This is a genomic window from Ureibacillus sinduriensis BLB-1 = JCM 15800, from assembly GCF_000772955.1.
Classification (GTDB): Bacteria; Bacillota; Bacilli; order Bacillales_A; family Planococcaceae; genus Ureibacillus; species Ureibacillus sinduriensis.
On the sequence record NZ_JPVO01000037.1, the window covers coordinates 21,682 to 40,089 of the forward strand.

General features: G+C 38.7%; 18 protein-coding genes. All 18 read right to left on the reverse strand.

Translation table 11 applies throughout. The annotated features are described in order from the left end of the window. Positions 1–6: 6 nt before the first annotated feature. The gene (locus tag CD33_RS02450) at positions 7–1,611 is read right to left on the reverse strand and encodes a putative polysaccharide biosynthesis protein (RefSeq protein WP_036197848.1); all 1,605 of its coding nucleotides are present in this window, start codon (positions 1,609–1,611) and stop codon (positions 7–9) included. 232 nt (positions 1,612–1,843) lie between these two features. Beyond that, positions 1,844–2,380, reverse strand: a complete 537-nt coding sequence (spoVT, locus tag CD33_RS02455; protein WP_036197849.1) for a stage V sporulation protein T — start codon at positions 2,378–2,380, stop codon at positions 1,844–1,846. A gap of 175 nt (positions 2,381–2,555) precedes the next feature. Continuing rightward, on the reverse strand, positions 2,556–6,068 hold the full coding sequence (gene mfd / locus CD33_RS02460; RefSeq protein WP_036197851.1) for a transcription-repair coupling factor: 3,513 nt from the start codon (positions 6,066–6,068) through the stop codon (positions 2,556–2,558). A gap of 206 nt (positions 6,069–6,274) precedes the next feature. Further along, positions 6,275–6,502 carry an anti-sigma-F factor Fin gene (locus CD33_RS02465; protein WP_036197852.1) on the reverse strand — a complete coding sequence of 76 codons (228 nt, stop codon included), beginning with the start codon at positions 6,500–6,502 and terminating at the stop codon, positions 6,275–6,277. A gap of 164 nt (positions 6,503–6,666) precedes the next feature. Next, positions 6,667–7,239, reverse strand: a complete 573-nt coding sequence (gene pth, locus CD33_RS02470; protein ID WP_036197854.1) for an aminoacyl-tRNA hydrolase — start codon at positions 7,237–7,239, stop codon at positions 6,667–6,669. 253 nt (positions 7,240–7,492) lie between these two features. After that, on the reverse strand, positions 7,493–8,122 hold the full coding sequence (locus CD33_RS02475) for a 50S ribosomal protein L25/general stress protein Ctc (protein ID WP_036197856.1): 630 nt from the start codon (positions 8,120–8,122) through the stop codon (positions 7,493–7,495). Between the two features lie 238 nt (positions 8,123–8,360). Continuing rightward, on the reverse strand, positions 8,361–9,320 hold the full coding sequence (locus CD33_RS02480; protein ID WP_036197858.1) for a ribose-phosphate diphosphokinase: 960 nt from the start codon (positions 9,318–9,320) through the stop codon (positions 8,361–8,363). Positions 9,321–9,346: 26 nt separating this feature from the next. Further along, positions 9,347–10,711: a bifunctional UDP-N-acetylglucosamine diphosphorylase/glucosamine-1-phosphate N-acetyltransferase GlmU gene (gene glmU / locus CD33_RS02485; protein ID WP_036197860.1), complete on the reverse strand. Its 1,365-nt coding sequence runs from the start codon at positions 10,709–10,711 to the stop codon at positions 9,347–9,349. Positions 10,712–10,877: 166 nt separating this feature from the next. Further along, a complete protein-coding gene (gene spoVG / locus CD33_RS02490) occupies positions 10,878–11,168 on the reverse strand; it encodes a septation regulator SpoVG (protein WP_036197863.1) in 291 nt (96 codons plus the stop codon). 155 nt (positions 11,169–11,323) lie between these two features. Continuing rightward, positions 11,324–11,698 (reverse strand): RidA family protein, encoded by a 375-nt coding sequence (locus CD33_RS02495; protein ID WP_036197865.1) that lies wholly within the window; start codon positions 11,696–11,698, stop codon positions 11,324–11,326. Between the two features lies 1 nt (position 11,699). After that, positions 11,700–12,527, reverse strand: a complete 828-nt coding sequence (purR, locus tag CD33_RS02500) for a pur operon repressor (RefSeq protein ID WP_036197866.1) — start codon at positions 12,525–12,527, stop codon at positions 11,700–11,702. A gap of 136 nt (positions 12,528–12,663) precedes the next feature. Continuing rightward, complete coding sequence (gene ispE, locus CD33_RS02505) at positions 12,664–13,530, reverse strand: 4-(cytidine 5'-diphospho)-2-C-methyl-D-erythritol kinase (RefSeq protein ID WP_036197867.1); 867 nt, start codon at positions 13,528–13,530, stop codon at positions 12,664–12,666. 200 nt (positions 13,531–13,730) lie between these two features. Next, positions 13,731–13,925 (reverse strand): small, acid-soluble spore protein, alpha/beta type, encoded by a 195-nt coding sequence (locus CD33_RS02510; protein ID WP_036197869.1) that lies wholly within the window; start codon positions 13,923–13,925, stop codon positions 13,731–13,733. 103 nt (positions 13,926–14,028) lie between these two features. Then, complete coding sequence (gene veg / locus CD33_RS02515) at positions 14,029–14,289, reverse strand: biofilm formation stimulator Veg (RefSeq protein ID WP_036197871.1); 261 nt, start codon at positions 14,287–14,289, stop codon at positions 14,029–14,031. A 148-nt stretch (positions 14,290–14,437) separates the two neighbouring features. Beyond that, entirely contained in the window at positions 14,438–15,325 is an 888-nt protein-coding gene (rsmA, locus tag CD33_RS02520) for a 16S rRNA (adenine(1518)-N(6)/adenine(1519)-N(6))-dimethyltransferase RsmA (RefSeq protein WP_036197873.1), read from the reverse strand. Then, complete coding sequence (rnmV, locus tag CD33_RS02525) at positions 15,318–15,884, reverse strand: ribonuclease M5 (protein WP_036197875.1); 567 nt, start codon at positions 15,882–15,884, stop codon at positions 15,318–15,320. Before rnmV ends, rsmA begins: the two co-directional genes overlap by 8 nt. A 210-nt stretch (positions 15,885–16,094) precedes the next feature. Further along, on the reverse strand, positions 16,095–17,297 hold the full coding sequence (locus CD33_RS02530) for a G5 and 3D domain-containing protein (RefSeq protein WP_036197876.1): 1,203 nt from the start codon (positions 17,295–17,297) through the stop codon (positions 16,095–16,097). A gap of 135 nt (positions 17,298–17,432) precedes the next feature. Then, entirely contained in the window at positions 17,433–18,203 is a 771-nt protein-coding gene (locus CD33_RS02535) for a TatD family hydrolase (RefSeq protein WP_036197878.1), read from the reverse strand. Positions 18,204–18,408: the final 205 nt, after the last annotated feature.

Consider the following 18,408-nt stretch of genomic DNA (forward strand, 5'->3'; position numbering starts at 1 on the left):
GTCCACCTACTTCTTTTTATTTAAGAACAACTGATAAGCTGCCATTCTTCGACCGAATGGCACTAAAAACCATTCTTTCTCTTTCAGCACTCTCGCCTTCGCAACAAATGTTAAATAAACAAATGCCCCGGCAACTATTAAACTGCCTCCTATTATAACAGCACCGATTCTTCCTGATAGCGAACTAAACACCATCCGTGAAATCATATCCAGAAGAATTATCGTCAAAATCATACTTCCGCACGAAAGACCCAGTTTTATGTAGAATTCTCGATTAGCTAGTTTCACCTTTAACAGTTTTTTCAAATAGATCAGCAGGCAGCAACCACAGAAAAACAATCCAACATTACTTGCAATTGCGGCGCCCAATACACCTGATTTAGGGATAAACAGATGATTTCCAATAAATTTAAAAACAATTGCGATGATTAAAATGAATGCCGGGAATTTCAGCTTATTCATGCCTTGGAGTATCGCCGTAAATGTTAATATAACCGATAGTGGGATAATTTGTAATACATAAACCATCAATATTGATGATAAGCTATCTGATTCAAAAAGCATCACATTTACGTACGGCATGACAGCCATCAGTCCAATTGATGCCGCCACACCTAAAAGCAATGAAACTCGGTAAGTCAATTGAATAAATGGTGCAGCTCCGCGCCCATCCATTTTCTTTGATTGATAAGCAACTAAAGGCACGATCGCCAACGAAAGTGAGGAAGCAATTATAATCCCCAACTGCACCAAAGGTTGGCCTCGATCATAGATTCCTTTCATCTTCATTGCCTGCATTTCCTCTATCCCGCTTTCGAGCAATAGTGAAAAAACAGTAAATGAATCGGCTAACTGGAAGCATAAAAGCAATAAGCTACTCATGCTCACACTTAAACTTAGTATTGTAACTTCTTTTATTATTGGCCACTTTTGCCCTTTACTGTTCACTTTCCCCGGTATCATTTTTATTCCCCTTGAAAAGTACAGCAATATTATGACTCCCGCTATTTCCCCGATTACTGTACCAATGACTGCCGCATTTCCTGCTGCATATAATGATTGCGACGTTGTCATAATAAAACTTGCACCCAGTAATATAATAACCACCCGAACAAACTGTTCAATCACTTGCGCAGATGCAACGGGCGTCATGTCGGAATTTGCCTGGAAGTGGCCTTTCATCAGGGCGATTATCGGCATGAATAACGCTACATAAGAACCGGTCCTTAAAAGTGTGGCCAGCTGTGCATCACCCATTAATTGTGCAAGCATATCCGATCCGAAAAATAATATAAAATAGAAGATAATAGATAATAATGTTAGATACTGAAAAACTGTACGTTTAATCAAATTTTTTCTTTGCTCAACATCCGGCATGCTCTGTGCATCAGCCAACATTTTGGAAATGGCAACAGCAAACCCTCCCGATGTCCACACAATAAAGAATGAAATGAATGGATAAACCTGCTGATAGATATAAAATCCTCGATCTCCTACCAAATTTTGAAAAGGTACTCGATAAACCGCACTTAATATCTTTACAATTAAAGCAGCAACCGTTAACAGCAGTGCACCTTTCATATATTCTTTCATTCCGAAATTTTTTGCCATTTTCACCTATCCCTCACAACAATGCCCATATTATACCACGGAATACCATAAGCACTCGACCTCTGTGATAGATCCCCTTTCATATCATTTATATAGGAGGAAGTCATTTTCCACATAAATAGATTTAACAATTTCCTCTCCTTTTCACTACTGAATACTTAAATGGCATATTCATAAAGAGTTGCCCATAACAAAAAACGTCTCCTTCGAATAGAGACGTTTTTTCTCATTTTTAGTTTTCCATTTGCTTTGCCAGGAAATTAGCCGCTGTTTCAGCCGCTTTCGATTCCACTTCACTAATAACGTGAAGTTTTGATAATAAATATACCGCCCCGATTGCATCGCCATTTGTCACAATTGGCGCAACACAGTATGATTTCACTTGCTCAAATTGGCCCGGAACAAGTTCGATTGTCGATTCATTTTTCTCCAGTACAATAGAGCGCTGTTTCATGAAATCCTCGGCAAATACGGATAAACGGCGATTTGCATACTCTTTCTTCGCTAAACCGGCTATAGCTATCATTTCATCTCTATCGCTAATTAGGGCTGGGGTGCCGACAGTTTCATAAAGGGATTCCACATACTCTTTTGCAAATTCACTTAAGTCATTTATTGGAGAATATTTTTTTAAGATAACTTCACCTTCACGGTCCGTATAAATCTCTAATGGATCTCCCTCACGGATACGCATCGTTCTTCGAATTTCCTTAGGAATAACAACGCGACCTAAATCATCGATACGACGGACAATTCCTGTTGCTTTCATCTTTGCTGCCTCTCTTTCAGAATCAATTTTTCATTCACATTGATAGTATGGTTAAGAATTGGTCAATGTATGCAGAAAGTGTATGAAGAGGTTTAAATTCTAAAGTCGGGCAACAAAAGTAAAATTATTATATTAATATCCATCTGTTTTTCAACATAATTGCAGTATGTGATTTCTACGATTTCTTGGCTTTGGCAACAATCTCGACTAACTGTTCCAATACTTCAAAAGGAGGTATCTTGCCGCATTTTTTTTCTTCTATCGTCAGAGTTAATTTTGCCCCTTCCATTACAAATCCAACCGCTCGATCAAATTTCATGGATTCTGTTACAACGACGCTGCCATCGACTTTTGCCGTTCCTTCTTCTGATAAGTAGATGGAGATGACCTTCTGTTTTTCTTTGATAGCCGTAATGCCAGCTTCCAATGCCCATACTTTTACGCGAGCAATACGTAACAGTTTTTCTGTTTCTACCGGCAAATCACCAAAGCGGTCCACTAATTCATCCCAAATTTCATTAAAGTCTTCCACGCGCTCCATTGATTTTATGCGCTTATACATTTGTATTTTTTGATAGCCATCCGGTATATAGGCATCTGGAATATAGGCATCTGTTTGCAGAATAATTTCAACTTCAGGTTTTTCCTCTTTGACAACACCCGTCCTGCGCTCTTCAATCGCTTCTTCAAGCATTTGTGAGTACAAGTCAAATCCAACAGAGTCGATAAAGCCATGCTGTTGTGCACCTAAAAGGTTTCCAGCCCCACGAATCGACAAATCGCGCATCGCGATTTTGAATCCGGAACCGAGCTCTGTAAACTCTTTAATCGTTTGAAGTCGTTGTTCCGCTACATCCGTAAGCACTTTATCTTTTTGGTACATGAAGTATGCATAGGCAACACGATTTGAACGGCCAACCCGACCGCGCAGTTGATAAAGCTGTGATAACCCCATGCGGTCTGCATCATGCACGATCAATGTATTCACATTTGGAATATCGACACCAGTTTCAATGATAGTCGTTGTGACAAGAACATCATATTCGCCGTCCAAGAAGTTTAAAATAATGGATTCCAATTGAGATTCTGTCATCTTGCCATGGGCATAGCCAACACGAGCGTCTGGGACAAGCATCTGAATTTCTTCCACTTTTCTTGTCATGTCCTCAACGCGATTATAGAGGTAAAATGTTTGACCACCTCTAGCCATTTCTCTTTCAATAGCTTCACGTACAAGTGCCCCACTGTACTCCATGACATAAGTTTGCACAGGGAATCGATTTTGTGGGGGCGTTTCAATAACCGATAAATCCCTTACACCTACCATCGACATATGCAATGTACGGGGGATCGGAGTAGCGGTTAATGTTAAAACGTCCACATTTGTTTTCAATTGCTTAATTTTTTCTTTGTGAGTCACACCAAATCGTTGCTCTTCATCGACAATCAATAAACCCAAATCTCGGAAAACAAGATCCTTTGATAAAATTCGATGGGTCCCGACCACTATATCGACCGTTCCTTCTTTTAATCCTTTAATCGTTTCTGCTTGTTGTTTTTTTGTTCGGAAACGGCTTAACAAACCAACATTAATAGCATGACCTTCAAACCGCTCTATGATTGTTTCATAATGTTGCTGGGCTAATATCGTCGTTGGTACAAGAAAGGCAACTTGTTTCCCATCCATGATTGCTTTAAAAGCCGCCCGGATCGCTACTTCTGTTTTTCCATAGCCAACATCTCCACAAACTAGGCGATCCATTGGGCGTTCCCGCTCCATATCATTTTTCACTTCTATAATAGAACGTAGCTGATCCTCTGTTTCTTCATAAGGAAAAGCACTTTCAAATGAACGCTGTTCATCTGTATCAGGGGAAAAGGCGTATCCTTTTTCCGCCTCACGTTTTGCATACAATTTAATTAAATCATCTGCTATATCATTGATAGCAGATGAAACTTTGGCTTTTGCCTTTTTCCACTCCGCACCACCAAGCTTATGAAGCTTTGGCTCTTTTCCTTCGGAAGCTACGTATTTTTGAATCAAATCAATTTGCTCAACAGGAACAAATAACTTATCATCTGCTCGGTACTTTATATGAAGATAGTCTTTGTGGTTACCGTTTACTTCCAGTGTTTCGATTCCGATATATTTCCCTATCCCATGATGAGTATGTACTACATAGTCACCAGGGTTAATTTCTGTATAACTTTTAATGCGTTCAGCATTGGACATTTTTTGAGGCCGGCGCGGCTTTCTTTTTTGCTGTTGCTTAAATAATTCGTCGTCTGTCACAACTGCTATACGCTGTAGTGACAACTCAAAACCAGAAGCCAGTTGGCCCTCCACGATATAAATTCCCGGATCGTGCGGATCTCCTATTAAACTATGAATACCATACTCCTCCAGCATGCTTTGGAGCTTTTTCACTCTTTCCTTCCCTTCGGCCATAAAGAGAACCGTAAAGTTCTCTTGCATCCATCTCTCCACTTCATTTTGTAAAAGGGCGATTTGGCCGTGGAATTGCTGCATTGGCTTACATGAGAAATTCGTTGTCTTTTTAAATTGAACTCCCGAGAAAGTACGTGCAAATAGAGCAAAATAGAGCTTTTGATGTTCTAACATTGAATTTATTTCTTTGAAGGAGAAGGAAGGTTTTACATCATGTACAATCTTCCCTTCTTCAATCAATGAGATAAACCAGTCTTCTTCCTCGCGCTCCCAGGCATCCATCACTTCCTGAATTCTTCCCAGCTCATCGAATAGGACAAGTCCATCCTCATCAAAATAATCACCTAAATAGGACAAGTTCTCATATAAAAGGGAACCATACTTTGTTACATGGTCAGGTATACTCCCTTGATTCAATAACTCGATATCGTGTTTTATATTTTGATACAGTATCTCTTGCGTTTCCTGCTTCTTAATTTTCTTCAAGCTCTTACTTAGTGCCGCCTCTAGTCTTTCTGCTAGTTGTAATCGCTGTTCTTTCGTCAATAATACTTCCGTAGCAGGCAGAATTTCGACAGATTCCAGTTTTTCGATGGAACGTTGGTCATCGGCTGAAAATGTGCGAATGGAATCGATTTCAGTATCAAAAAGCTCAATACGAATAGGTGACTCCGCATAGGGTGGGTAAATATCAAGTATTCCCCCACGCAATGCAAACTCACCAGGTGTCGTGACCATCTGACTTCTTGAATATCCCATCGTCACTAAGTGAAGCAACCATTTATCGATATCAATATCATTCCCAATTGACGCTTTTAAAAAGTAGCCTTTCCACTGTTCAGGAGGTGTCATCATTTTACGCATTCCGGCAACCGGGATGACATAAATGGCCTTTTCCTTTTTAGCCAAATGGTCCAACGTTGCAATACGTGCCGCCTTAAGTTCTGGCGATGCAATTGTCATGTCCGCAGCAATAAACTCATCCGCCGGGTAATAATGAACCATATCTTCTCCTACTAGGGATGATAAATCATCTACTAACTTTTGCGCCTGTAAAAGATTGGGCGATAATATATAAAGAGGTTTTTTGACGCTCTCGAATATAGATTGGATAAATGCCGGTCGCGCACCTCCTGTCAAACCTGTGATGAGTTGTGAATCATAATTTTTTTCACCGATTTGTTGGATGAATGTATTTATATGTTTATCTTGAGAGAATAGTTGATGAATAACGTTCATTCATAAACCCCCTTCCTTCATTCCTTTTTATGTAATTAAACATATTCGTATTAAATACTTCCTTTATTTATTCATAGAAACCAAGTGGAAAAAGCGGGAGACTGTTTGCTTAAGTCGCCCACTCTTTCGCACATGGTTAATGGTGTGGATTTATTTGTTTTAATCCTGCAGATTTCTCATTTTTATATCCATGATGCACCCGTACCTTACTGCAGCCATTTTTTGAGTGCATAATAGTCAGGAAATTGTCTCAATGAATCTTCACAATGTTCACAAATACAATGTACGGTTGTATCACCGCGTTCATTCTTCTCGATATAGTCGTCTACTTCTCCAACTTCAAATAGATGCAATTTACGAATCGTGTCATCAGCGTCAAAAGGCAATGTGCCAATTTCCGTCTCACAATGTCGGCAACGATATTTAACAGGCATTATAATCGTCCTCCCCCTCGAGTATGTAAGCAATAGCTTTGTAATACTCAAAGTATTGACCTAATTTTGCCTATTTATGCATAATGAAATAAGACCTTTTCTTCTATAGGGGATTCATTGTTAATATTTTCACATAATTATTCGCCTTCATCATATTAGAGGAGTTACTTTTGCTGAAGACCGTTATATTCGGACATTACATCGAGAAACTTTTTTGATAAAGATGCTTCAACCGCGGAAACAGTTTTTTCAATAGCTTGTTCGATGGCCAATTCATCTTCTTTAGAGAATTTGGCCAACACATAATCTACTACCTTCATTCCAGCAGGAGGCCTGCTGATGCCAACTCGGATACGATTGAATTCCTGTGTCCCTAAATGATGAATCAATGATTTTATTCCGTTGTGGCCACCGGCACTGCCCTTTTGGCGCAATCGTAGTTTCCCAGTTTCCAGATCCAGATCATCATAGATGACGATAATATCTTCGATGTCAATATCGAAGTAGTCCATCAATGGACGGACAGATTCACCGGATAAATTCATATATGTTAGCGGTTTTAACAAAATTACTTTTCCTTCGGGTCTATGAACTGTAGCATACATTCCATTAAACTTCATTTGATTTAATGGGGCATCCCATTTTTTAGATAGTGCATCAATACACTCAAAGCCTATATTATGACGTGTATAGTCATATTGTTTCCCGGGATTTCCTAATCCAATAATTAACTTCATGAATACCCATCCTTTTTTTACTAATCGTAAATATTTTAACATAGGCTGGATTGAAAGAGAAAAAACTAATTCATCTATGTATTTATTACTTCATGAAATGGAAATTACCTTTAATTTCACTTAAAATTTATTCTGAACGAGATTATATGGATTGTGTTTATTTTAAACCCCATCATATATTTTATTACCCTTTGATTAGGTTCATTATTAAAATAAAAAATGTATGAGCAGTAAACTCATACATTTTGCACAATCAGCTTTGCGATTCAGGTGCTCCCGTCGCTTTGATGTCTTGGACTTCCGTGTCTCCTTGTCCAGCAGTATCATCATTTACAACAACAGGTGGAGTAACTGAAACCAGTGTGTCCTCATCTGCGTTTACTATCTCAAATGGAACAGTATTTCTTATTTCCGCAACAGAGATGGATTCGTTCATTCCTACATTTGATGCATCGACTTCAATTGACTCTGGTATCTCTGACGGTTTTACTTTAATTTTCAATTCACGCACAGGCTGCATTAGTACTCCGCCTTCTTTTACGCCCACAGACTCACCAGTTACTGTAACAGGCACATCTACCTCCAATTCCTCAGCCATATTGATTGAAAGTAAATCTATATGTTTCACTGTTCCTTTTAGTGCACATCTTTGCACATCCGTTACAACCGCATTGATTTGTTTTCCTTCCAAATTGATTTTGAATACACTCGTACGTCCATACTTTTGAACAGCTTTTGACATTTCTTTATAATCAAGTGTTACCGGTTTATTGTCTACGTTATACCCGTAGATGACTGCAGGTAGCTGCCCTTTATTTCGAAGTTTCGTTAAAGTAGATCGAGCTCCTGTTTCTCTATTCTTGGCTTCCAAAATGATATCCATAAAAAAACCCCTTTCAAAAGTTTTCACCACTAATAGTATTCCTTAATTTATGGAATACTAAACTTTCCACGGACAAAAAATTGGCTATTAGGATTATTTTGGAAACAGGTTGCACCATTTTTATTATCTGACTTGTACAATACAAACCGAAACTCTTACTTACACTTCTTTCCTAGGAAATTTACCAATACATAAAAAAGACAAGGCATGGATCGCCTTGTCTTTACACTAGATTATCTTAGTCGAATAATGTACTTACTGATTTGTTTTCATATACGCGAGAAATAGCTTCTGCCATTAAAGTAGCTACTGAAAGTTGTTTAACTTTCGGAGACATTTTTTCTTCAGTTAATTGAATAGTATTCGTTACTACCAGTTCTTTAATAACTGAATTTTCAATACGCTCAATTGCTGGACCCGATAGTACTGGATGTGAACAGCATGCATAAACTTCCTTCGCACCTGCTTCAATCAAAGCATTTGCACCTATCGTAATCGTACCGGCAGTATCAATAATATCGTCGATTAAAATACAGATTTTACCTTCAATATTCCCAACAATATTCATAACTTCAGCCACATTTGGTTTTGGACGGCGTTTGTCGATAATGGCGATCGGAGCTTTTAGGCGCTCAGCCATTTTACGTGCACGTGTAACCCCACCGTGATCAGGAGAAACAATTACCACTTCATCGGGATTGAAGTTTTTAGACTTGAAGTAAGTGGATAGAATTGGTACAGCTTGTAAATGGTCAATTAGGATATCAAAGAAACCTTGGATTTGTGGGGCATGCAAATCTAGTACGATTACTCGGTTTGCACCAGCAGTTTCTAATAAATTTGCCACTAATTTTGCTGTGATCGGCTCACGCGCTTTCGCTTTGCGATCTTGTCGGGCATAACCATAGTAAGGCATTACAACGTTGATTGTACGAGCGGAAGCACGTTTAACAGCATCAATCATAATTAATAATTCCATTAAATGTTCATTAACAGGAGCCGAAGTAGATTGAACGATAAATACGTCGCAACCACGGATACTTTCTTCGATGCTAATTTGAACTTCTCCATCACTGAAGTGTTTGACAGATGATTTACCAAGTTCTACTCCCATTTGTTCAGCGATTTCTTGTGCTAATGGGTAGTTCGAATTTAAAGAAAAGATTTTTAATTTTGTGTCAGCATATTGATACGGCATGATGGCCTCCTAATAGTTTTACAAATTTATTTTAACTTCTTCGCGTAATCTAGTTTATTCTCTTGTCTTGAACGTGCAATTCCCAATGCATCTGCCGGCACTTCTTTAGTAATGGTTGAACCAGCTGCTATAAATGATCCAGCCCCCAATTTAACTGGCGCTACTAAGTTGGAGTTGCATCCAACAAAAACATTATCTTCGATGATTGTTTTAAATTTATTTTTACCATCATAATTTACTGTAATCGATCCACAACCAATATTAACGTTATTTCCAACCTCAGCATCACCAATGTAACTTAGATGGGAAACTTTTGTATCGTTGCCTAGAGTGCTTTTCTTCACTTCAACGAAATTACCGATTTTTACATGGTTGCCTAAATGAGTATCAGGACGCAAGTGAGCAAATGGACCAACTGCAGTATCTTCTCCTATATAACTATCAGTCACGACGGAATTTTGTACAGTAGTACGGTCATCGATTTTACTATTTGCAATATTAGAATTAGGCCCTATAATACAATCCTCGCCAATGATAGTATGTCCCTCGATAATCGTGCCAGGCTTAATTACCGTATCACGGCCGATTTGTGCATCAGCACTAATGTGCGTAGTCATTGGATTGATGATTGTGACACCATTTCGCATATGTTTTTCATTAATGCGATTTCGCATTATTTCCTCGGCTTGAGCTAATGCCACGCGATCATTAACACCTAATGTTTCATCAAAATCAGGGCATGTATAAGCTGAAACGATTTCGCCTTGGTTTTGCAAAATTTCAATAACGTCAGGCAAGTAATATTCACCTTGTGCATTTTCATTGTTAACTAGTTTTAAGGCATCGAATAGAGCCTTGTTGTCAAAGCAATACGTACCTGTATTAATCTCTGTAACTAGTTGCTGTTCAGGTGTAGCATCTTTTTGTTCTACAATTTGTGCCACCTGACCATTTGCATCACGGATAACACGGCCGTATCCAGATGGATTGCCAGCTACAGCTGTTAAAATTGTTGCCTTGGCTTTTTCATTATTGTGATGTTCAAATAGCGCTTTCATTGTTTCTGGTTGAATTAATGGCGTGTCGCCACAAACAACTAGCGTTGTACCTTCTAGTGAGCTTAATATACTTTCTGCTTGGATGACTGCATGTGCAGTCCCAAGTTGTTCTTCCTGTAGTACATACTCGCTTTTAGCACCAAGTTGTTCTTTCACATTTTCAGCCCCATGACCAACAACAGTGACGATGCGATCTACATCCAGCGTTTGGATGTTCTCCACAACATGTTCAACCATTGGCTTCCCACATACAGGATGGAGCACCTTATATAATTTGGACTTCATGCGAGTTCCTTGACCAGCAGCCAAAATGACCGCGAAAATGTTCGTCATGATCTTTGAGTCCTCCAATTTTTATTCATATTCTCTTATGACTATATAGTAAATTCACTGCTTTTTCAAGGTTTCCAGACTTGACAAAACGTTGACATATACAATGGATTTTTATTCTAAAAAAAAAGTCCACTCATATTTGAGTAGACTCATATTGTTTTTAATATTATGCATTTGCTTCTTCAAGCTGCAGGACTTCTTCTTCGCTAGAAGCATGATAAGCAGCCAATACAACTTCTTGAAGTTTATTTCGTGTATCAGAGTTAATAGGGTGTGCGATATCACGGAATTCTCCGTCTGGTGTACGCTTACTTGGCATAGCAACAAATAATCCATTGTTGCCATCAATCACACGGATATCATGTACGACAAATTCATCATCCAATGTAATTGAAGCAATCGCTCGCATACGGCCATCAGTTTGGACACGTCTTAATCTTACGTCAGTTACTTCCATTCTTTCACTCCTCTCTTCTATGATGCCTTTAAAAGATATGATTCTACAAAAATTTTAATATTCCTTCTTTTATTACACAAAAATTTTAAAAATTATAAATATTTTTTCCAAAAAAATGATGGAGCCAATTTGCCTCCATCACCAAGTATAAGTTTCTATTCTACTACTGCGATTACTTCAATTTCTACTTTTACATCCTTTGGCAATCTCGCAACCTCTACTGCCGAACGAGCTGGTTTATGATCGCCGAAATGATTGGCATATGTTTCATTCATAGCCGCAAAGTCATTCATATCCCCCAGGAATACAGTTGTTTTTACAACTCTATCCAACGAGCTGCCTGCTGCTTCCAAAACGGCTTTTAAATTTTCAAATACTTGATTCGTTTGTGCTACAATATCACCTTCAACCAATTCTCCAGAAGCTGTCAAAGGGATTTGACCAGAACTATAAAACATTCCATTTACGACGATGCCTTGTGCATATGGGCCAATTGCGGCTGGTGCATTTGTTGTAGATATTGTTTTCATTTTATTTTCTCCCCTTTAAAAAGTAATTTCCCTCGCTCAAAGCGATTGTGCGATCCTTTTCATTTACGGCATGAAGTTTTACTAAAGAATAATAATCATCCACCAAGGTTTCATCAGCATGTTCCGCTTCCACTAGAACGGCCATCCCGGCTAACTGGCAATCAAATTCCTCAAGTAGATTTTTCATTCCATTCATTGTCCCGCCAACTTTCATGAAATCATCTGTAATCAGAACACGTTGGCCGACTTTCATACTGCGTTTGGAAAGCACCATTGTCTGAATGCGACGGGATGATCCAGACACATAATTTATGCTTACGGTTGAACCTTCCGTTACTTTACTGTCACGGCGCACCACCACAACAGGGACATTCAAATGTCTGGCGATTGAGTGCGCAATCGATATTCCCTTCGTTGCCACAGTCATTATGACATCGATTTGTTGGTCCGCATAGATGCTCGCGAATACTTTTCCGACTCTATTCATTAGTTCCGGATTTCCAAGTAAATCTGTCATGAACAAATATCCACCTGGCAATAAACGATCCGACTGACTTAACTCATTTATTAAGATTTGAATAATTTCACGTACTTCGTTATCCGACATCTTCGGGATATATTTCACCCCGCCTGCTGCTCCAGGTACTGTCATCAACAACCCGATTCCTTTTTCTTCAAAAGTCTCTTTAACAATCGATAAATCCTCACTTATAGATGATTTGGCAGATTGATATGTTTCAGAAAAAAAGGTAAGCGGGATTAGCTGATGTGGATGCTCAAGTAAATAATACGTCATATCAACAAGACGTTCGCTTCGCTTCCATTTCACGAGATCCACTCCACTCCTACACATGTAAAATTAACTGCCTACTGAGTTAACAGCAGACAGTTCACCCGATTTATTGCATTTTGTTTCAATAATAAACACGAATATTTTATAGAAAAAGTAACACAAACATACGCATTTACGCAAGTGAATTCCTTTCACCCAACAATCTTACTGCAAAAACCTCATCACAAAATCCTCTTAAGCCATTATAAATTCTCCCTAGTCTTGATTCATTATCCACTAGAGCAAATACGGTAGGACCACTTCCGCTCATTAATACGGCATCGGCTCCAAAGCGTTTCATTTGCTCCTTGATCATGACGACTTCCGGGTGCAATTTAAATGTAACAGACTCTAGGACATTCCCAACTGAGTTGCACATTAAATCATAATCATTGGTTTCGATCGCCTGAATCATCATTTTGGTATTAGGGTGTTCGATTTCTTCAATGTTTAACCCGCCATATACTTGGGCAGTTGATACACCGATTTTAGGTTTAGCCAAAACTACCCAACACGTGGGGGGAGCCGGCAATTTTTGAATTACTTCTCCGCGTCCGGTTGCTAGCGCTGTCCCTCCATAAATACAAAATGATACATCGGAGCCAATCTTGGCACCCAGTTCAGCTAAAGTATCAATGGATAGACCTAACTCCCATAATTCATTCAATCCTTTTAATGTGGCTGCAGCATCGCTGCTACCGCCGGCAAGACCCGCGGCAACCGGTATCTCTTTTTCAATCGAAATCGTCACACCATGTGCAACACCACATGTATCCTTGATTAGTTGGGCTGCTTGATAAGCGAGATTTCGACTATCGTCCGGTATAAAGCCATTGGTTGAAATAATTTTGATCAACCCGTCGGCTCTGCTTTCTAGTCCAATTCGATCGCTTAAGTCAACCGTGGTCATAATCATTTCAACTTCATGGTAATTATCAGGTCGTTTATATAGAACATCCAATGTTAAATTTATTTTTGCAGGGGCTTTTACGTAAAGCATATATGTCCTCCTCGGATTGCCATCCAAATCCTTTTCTTAACCTTTTAATGAGCTTTAATACTTTCATATATTTTACCATATTGAACATGGAAGTGTCGCTAGCTCATACTTCACGACCCCGTTTTGGCTATTGGTTACATTTTTAAAATAAAACAAAAGCCAATAGACCCCGTTTAGGAGCTATTGGCACAATGTCAACACTACTTATTCATATTGTTTTGGTTTTGCTGTGCTAGACCTTGTTCGGCCATTTCAATTGCTCGCTTTACCATATTACCTGCATCACGTGACTTAATTCCACCCCAGCCTTCACGTTCGACTACATCATAAAATCCGAGTTCCTTGGCTATCTCTTCTTTTAGACGACTCGACATGATACCTTTTCTTCTGGCCATGCAGTTTTGCCTCCTTAAGAATAAGTAGGTTGACAATAATAGTATGTACGGATAAAAATAAAAAACACTCATAATCTGAGTGTTTTAATAAGACAAATAAAAACTATTTGGCAATGGCAACCTGTACATCATCTAAAAAAGTAATTTCTACTGCTTCTGTTAAAATATCTGTGTAGCTATAAGAAACGCGTTTACATGCGTTGTCTTCTTGATCGAGTTCTACGACAAAGACTGCATGATATGTGTCACTTAGTACTCCATCACACTCAACCGTTTTCTTGCGACCTCCGTTTGCTTTTAATCGCAAACGTTTACCCAAATTACAATCTAGAGACTTCTTAATGTCAGCTAACGTTTTTGGCATTTCGCATACACCTCACTACACCATATTATAGCCCAGTTATGGATATTTGTCAACAAATTATAATATTTTATCAGCAGACAAATATCCTTGTCAACTTTTTTTATATAAAAATCACATAAATATTATAGATTATAGATTCGAGTTCAAATTATTGTACATTGCAAAAGTAAGGATGGAGTGCATCTGCCAGTTTTCCGAATTCTTGGATGGACAAAGTTTCCCCTCTTCTCGTTGGTTCAACACCTGCCTTTTCAAGAGCATCCAGTATAAGCCCTTTCTTTTCCTTTCCAGAAGGGAGCCCGGATTGCAAATTATTCAAGATTGTTTTTCTGCGCTGTGCAAAAGAAGCTCTTGTCACTTCGAACAAAAAATCCTCATTTATTACTTTTACAGGTGGTTCATCATGCTTAATTAGACGAATAACCGCCGAATCAACGTTAGGTTGCGGCATAAATACAGTTTTCGGCACAACCATCGCTACTTCTGCAGTTACGTAATACTGAATGGCGATTGAAAGTGAACCATATTCTTTAGTGCCTGGTTTTGCCGTAATACGATCGGCTACTTCTTTTTGCATCATTACAACAAACCCTCGTATTGGAAGACGATCATTTAACAATTTCAATAAAATTGGCGTTGTGACGTAATAAGGTAAGTTTGCCACAACCATGATATCTTCTATACCTGACATTTCTTCTTTTATAACTTTTTCTACGTCCGCTTTTAAAATATCGGAATGCACAATTTTAACATTATTGTATGGGCTTAGTGTATCTTCTAGTACCGGTAATAGTCGTTGGTCAATCTCAAAGGAAACAACCTTTTTCGCCGCTCGTGCAAGATGCTCTGTCAATGCGCCGATTCCTGGTCCGATTTCAATTGCTCCACTAGCTTCGGTTAAGTTTGCATGGCTAACAATATTGCGCAAAATATTTGGATCGATTAGGAAGTTTTGTCCCAGGCTCTTTTTAAATGAAAAGCCGTATTTATTTAAAATTTCTTTTGTTCGTATTGGTGTTGCGATATCTTTATTCATTTTGATCCTCCTGATCTATTTGGATTACTGCCTGGCCGAATTGCTCTGCAGTAATTTGAAACATTGCAAGTCGTTTATGCAATTGTTTACCATTCGTCATCCCTATATTCAGAATTTCTCCTAAACGATTTCGACGTTGTTTTGATTGGGGATGTCCAATCAATCGGGCTAGTATTAAATCTTCCAAAGTAATATCTATATCCGTCTTAAAATTGACGTTGGGTGTATATACGTGACTTAAAGCATCACGGATATCTTCATCGCGAGCATGTTCAATACCGAGTCCTTTTCCATTTTTCGCAATCGTTTTTTCCTTAGCCAAAAATGCATGCTTCACACCTGGAACTCTTTCTTCAATTATTGCACGTATGCGACGTCCCGGGTAATCGGGATCTGTAAAAACGATGACGCCTCGTTTTGAATGTGCATGGGCAATGCGACGGATTGTTTCCTCGGAAATAGCAGAACCATTCGTTTCTATTGTATCTGCATTTACTGCTCTTTTAATCGCCGTTGTATCGTCTTTTCCTTCTACAACAATGATTTCTCGTATATTCAAAAATATACCCCTCTTCTAAAGCAATCTCTGACTATAATAACATGAAAAGTGACTAGACGTCGTTCTCATACGTTAATGGGGGTGATGTTAGTTATACTAACAAGAATTCGCTTATAGGCGTTTTTCAAAAAGAAAAGCCTCCCTGCAAGTCCACAGGAAGGCTTTCATCATTTCGATTGAATTATGCTAAACTATTCTTATATTAATAGTTTAATTTAAGATTTTAATGCGCACTTTTTTGCGGCCCCAACTATTCGCCTGGGCATCCGAACCAACAAATACGTCGATTTTATTCCCCTTAATGGCGCTGCCTTTATCTGCTGCAATTGCATTTCCGTACCCTTCAACCCATACTTTTGTCCCTAATGGAATTACACTTGGGTCTACAGCGATCACTTTCATGCCATCGGATAAGGCTAAACCTGTTGCGGTCACTCCTGAACAGCCAGAGCAATTAGCTGTGTAAGCTGTTGCGGTTACATAAAACTCTTTACTGCTGCTAGAAGCGGAACTTTTACTACGCGAAACAGATGCTGTTACAACCTTAGTTCCAACTGCCACTACTTTCGTAGTCGGTTTTTGAATCACTTCTTCGGATTTTATTACTTTTTCTACTACCTTACCATTTTTCTTTGTAATTTCATAAGTACGTGCAACTTTTCCTGCCTCGCCTTGTGTGATTACTTTCTCTTTTCCTTTTAGCAATGAAGAGTCTGATTTCGTTTCCACCGCGAAATCAATAGATTCTTCCACTACATCGGTAACCTTTTCTACGCGAACAACTGTGATTCTATCTTCTGGGGCAATAACTTTCTCCAGACCATTTTCAACACGATCAAACTCATTAAGCTGAATTCCCTGTTGTTTCAAAAAGTTAGCGACCGTAGTCGAAGTGGACCAAACTTGTCTTTCTTCTAAACCATCGACAAGCGTTAACTGAAACGCCTTTTGAATATCAATTTGGTTAGTCTCGCCTACTTCTGCGTCCAGAGCCAGTGATACTTTATCATGCTCTGTTACTTCGATATTTGCCTCTTCCAAAATGTTCTTCACTTTACTTTCAGTTGTCCATACCTTTGACTGACTTCCGTCAACTGAAATTGTGACTTCTCTTGCTTGTTCCCAATCAATCGTCATTCCATCAACGATTTTTGTATTCAGTGAGGGTGATACTTTATCATATTGAGTGATTACGATACCTTCCGAGTCCAGAAGGTCGCCTACTGTATTTGCGTGTGTTAATATTTCTTCTTCTTTTCCGTTTGCATTTACTACCACCGAGTCCTTGGTGACTTGAAATACTACGAATGATACTACCGAAACAAACAGAATCAGTGACAATGCACCGACAACTGTTTGCTTACGCCTCAATGATCCTCGGAACAAGTTTTTCATGGAAATTATTTTTGACATGAAAAAAACGCCTCCTTAGCACTCGTTGGATTATACGGACTACTTTTCTAGCTGTCAACCAAATTAACTTTTTAAAGAAATTAGCCCATTTAAACGAAGCCTTCCTAAACGCAGTATTGGAGGCATTTAGGAAATCTATTCATCGAGATTAAAAAATTTAATAGCATTTGAGGTTGTTGCTTTTGCAACTTCATCAACCGAAAGCTCTTTTTGTCGAGCAATTTCTTCTGCAACCAATGGCACAAATGACGGTTCATTACGCTTGCCTCGGTATGGATGTGGCGCTAGATATGGTGCGTCGGTTTCAATCATCAAATGCTCAAGCGGAATCTCCTTCGCCACCTCTTTGGGTAGTCGAGCATTTTTGAATGTGACCGGGCCACCCAAACTAATCATGAAATTCATATCAATACATTCACGAGCAGTCTCAACACTTCCACTGAAACAATGCATGACACCCCCAACGGATGCTGCATCTTCTTCACGTAATATCCTTACAACATCGCCAGTTGCTTCGCGATTATGAATAATGATTGGTAGTTTCACCCTTTTTGCTAGGTCTATTTGTTTTCGGAATAATTCCTGTTGTAAATCTTTTGGAGATTTATCCCAATAATAATCCAAACCAGTTTCGCCAATACCGACAACTTTTGGATGAGCAGAAAGTTCTTCTATCCACTCTAAATCTTCAGGTGTGCAATCGATTGCATCAACAGGGTGCCAACCAATTACCGCGTAGATAAATTCATAGTCATCTGCAAGCTTCATGGCTCTTTCGATTGTTTTTCGATCAAACCCAACTACCACCATTTTTTCAACTTTCGCTTCAATTGCTCTCTCGATTACTTGCTGTAAATCATCATCATATTGATCTGCATTTAAATGGACATGTGTATCTATAAACATCTTGATTCTCCTAACCTATTGTATTGGATTTAAACATTTCTTAGTTGACAACAAAATTACAGAAATATTACAAGGTGTATGATTTATGTCATAAATCATACAGTTTTTAACTCATATTAGTAAATAATCCCTATTTCGACAGTTGTTTTTGATGAATTCGTTATCATAATATAGTTTTTTAGGTAGAATGATTTCGTATCAAAAG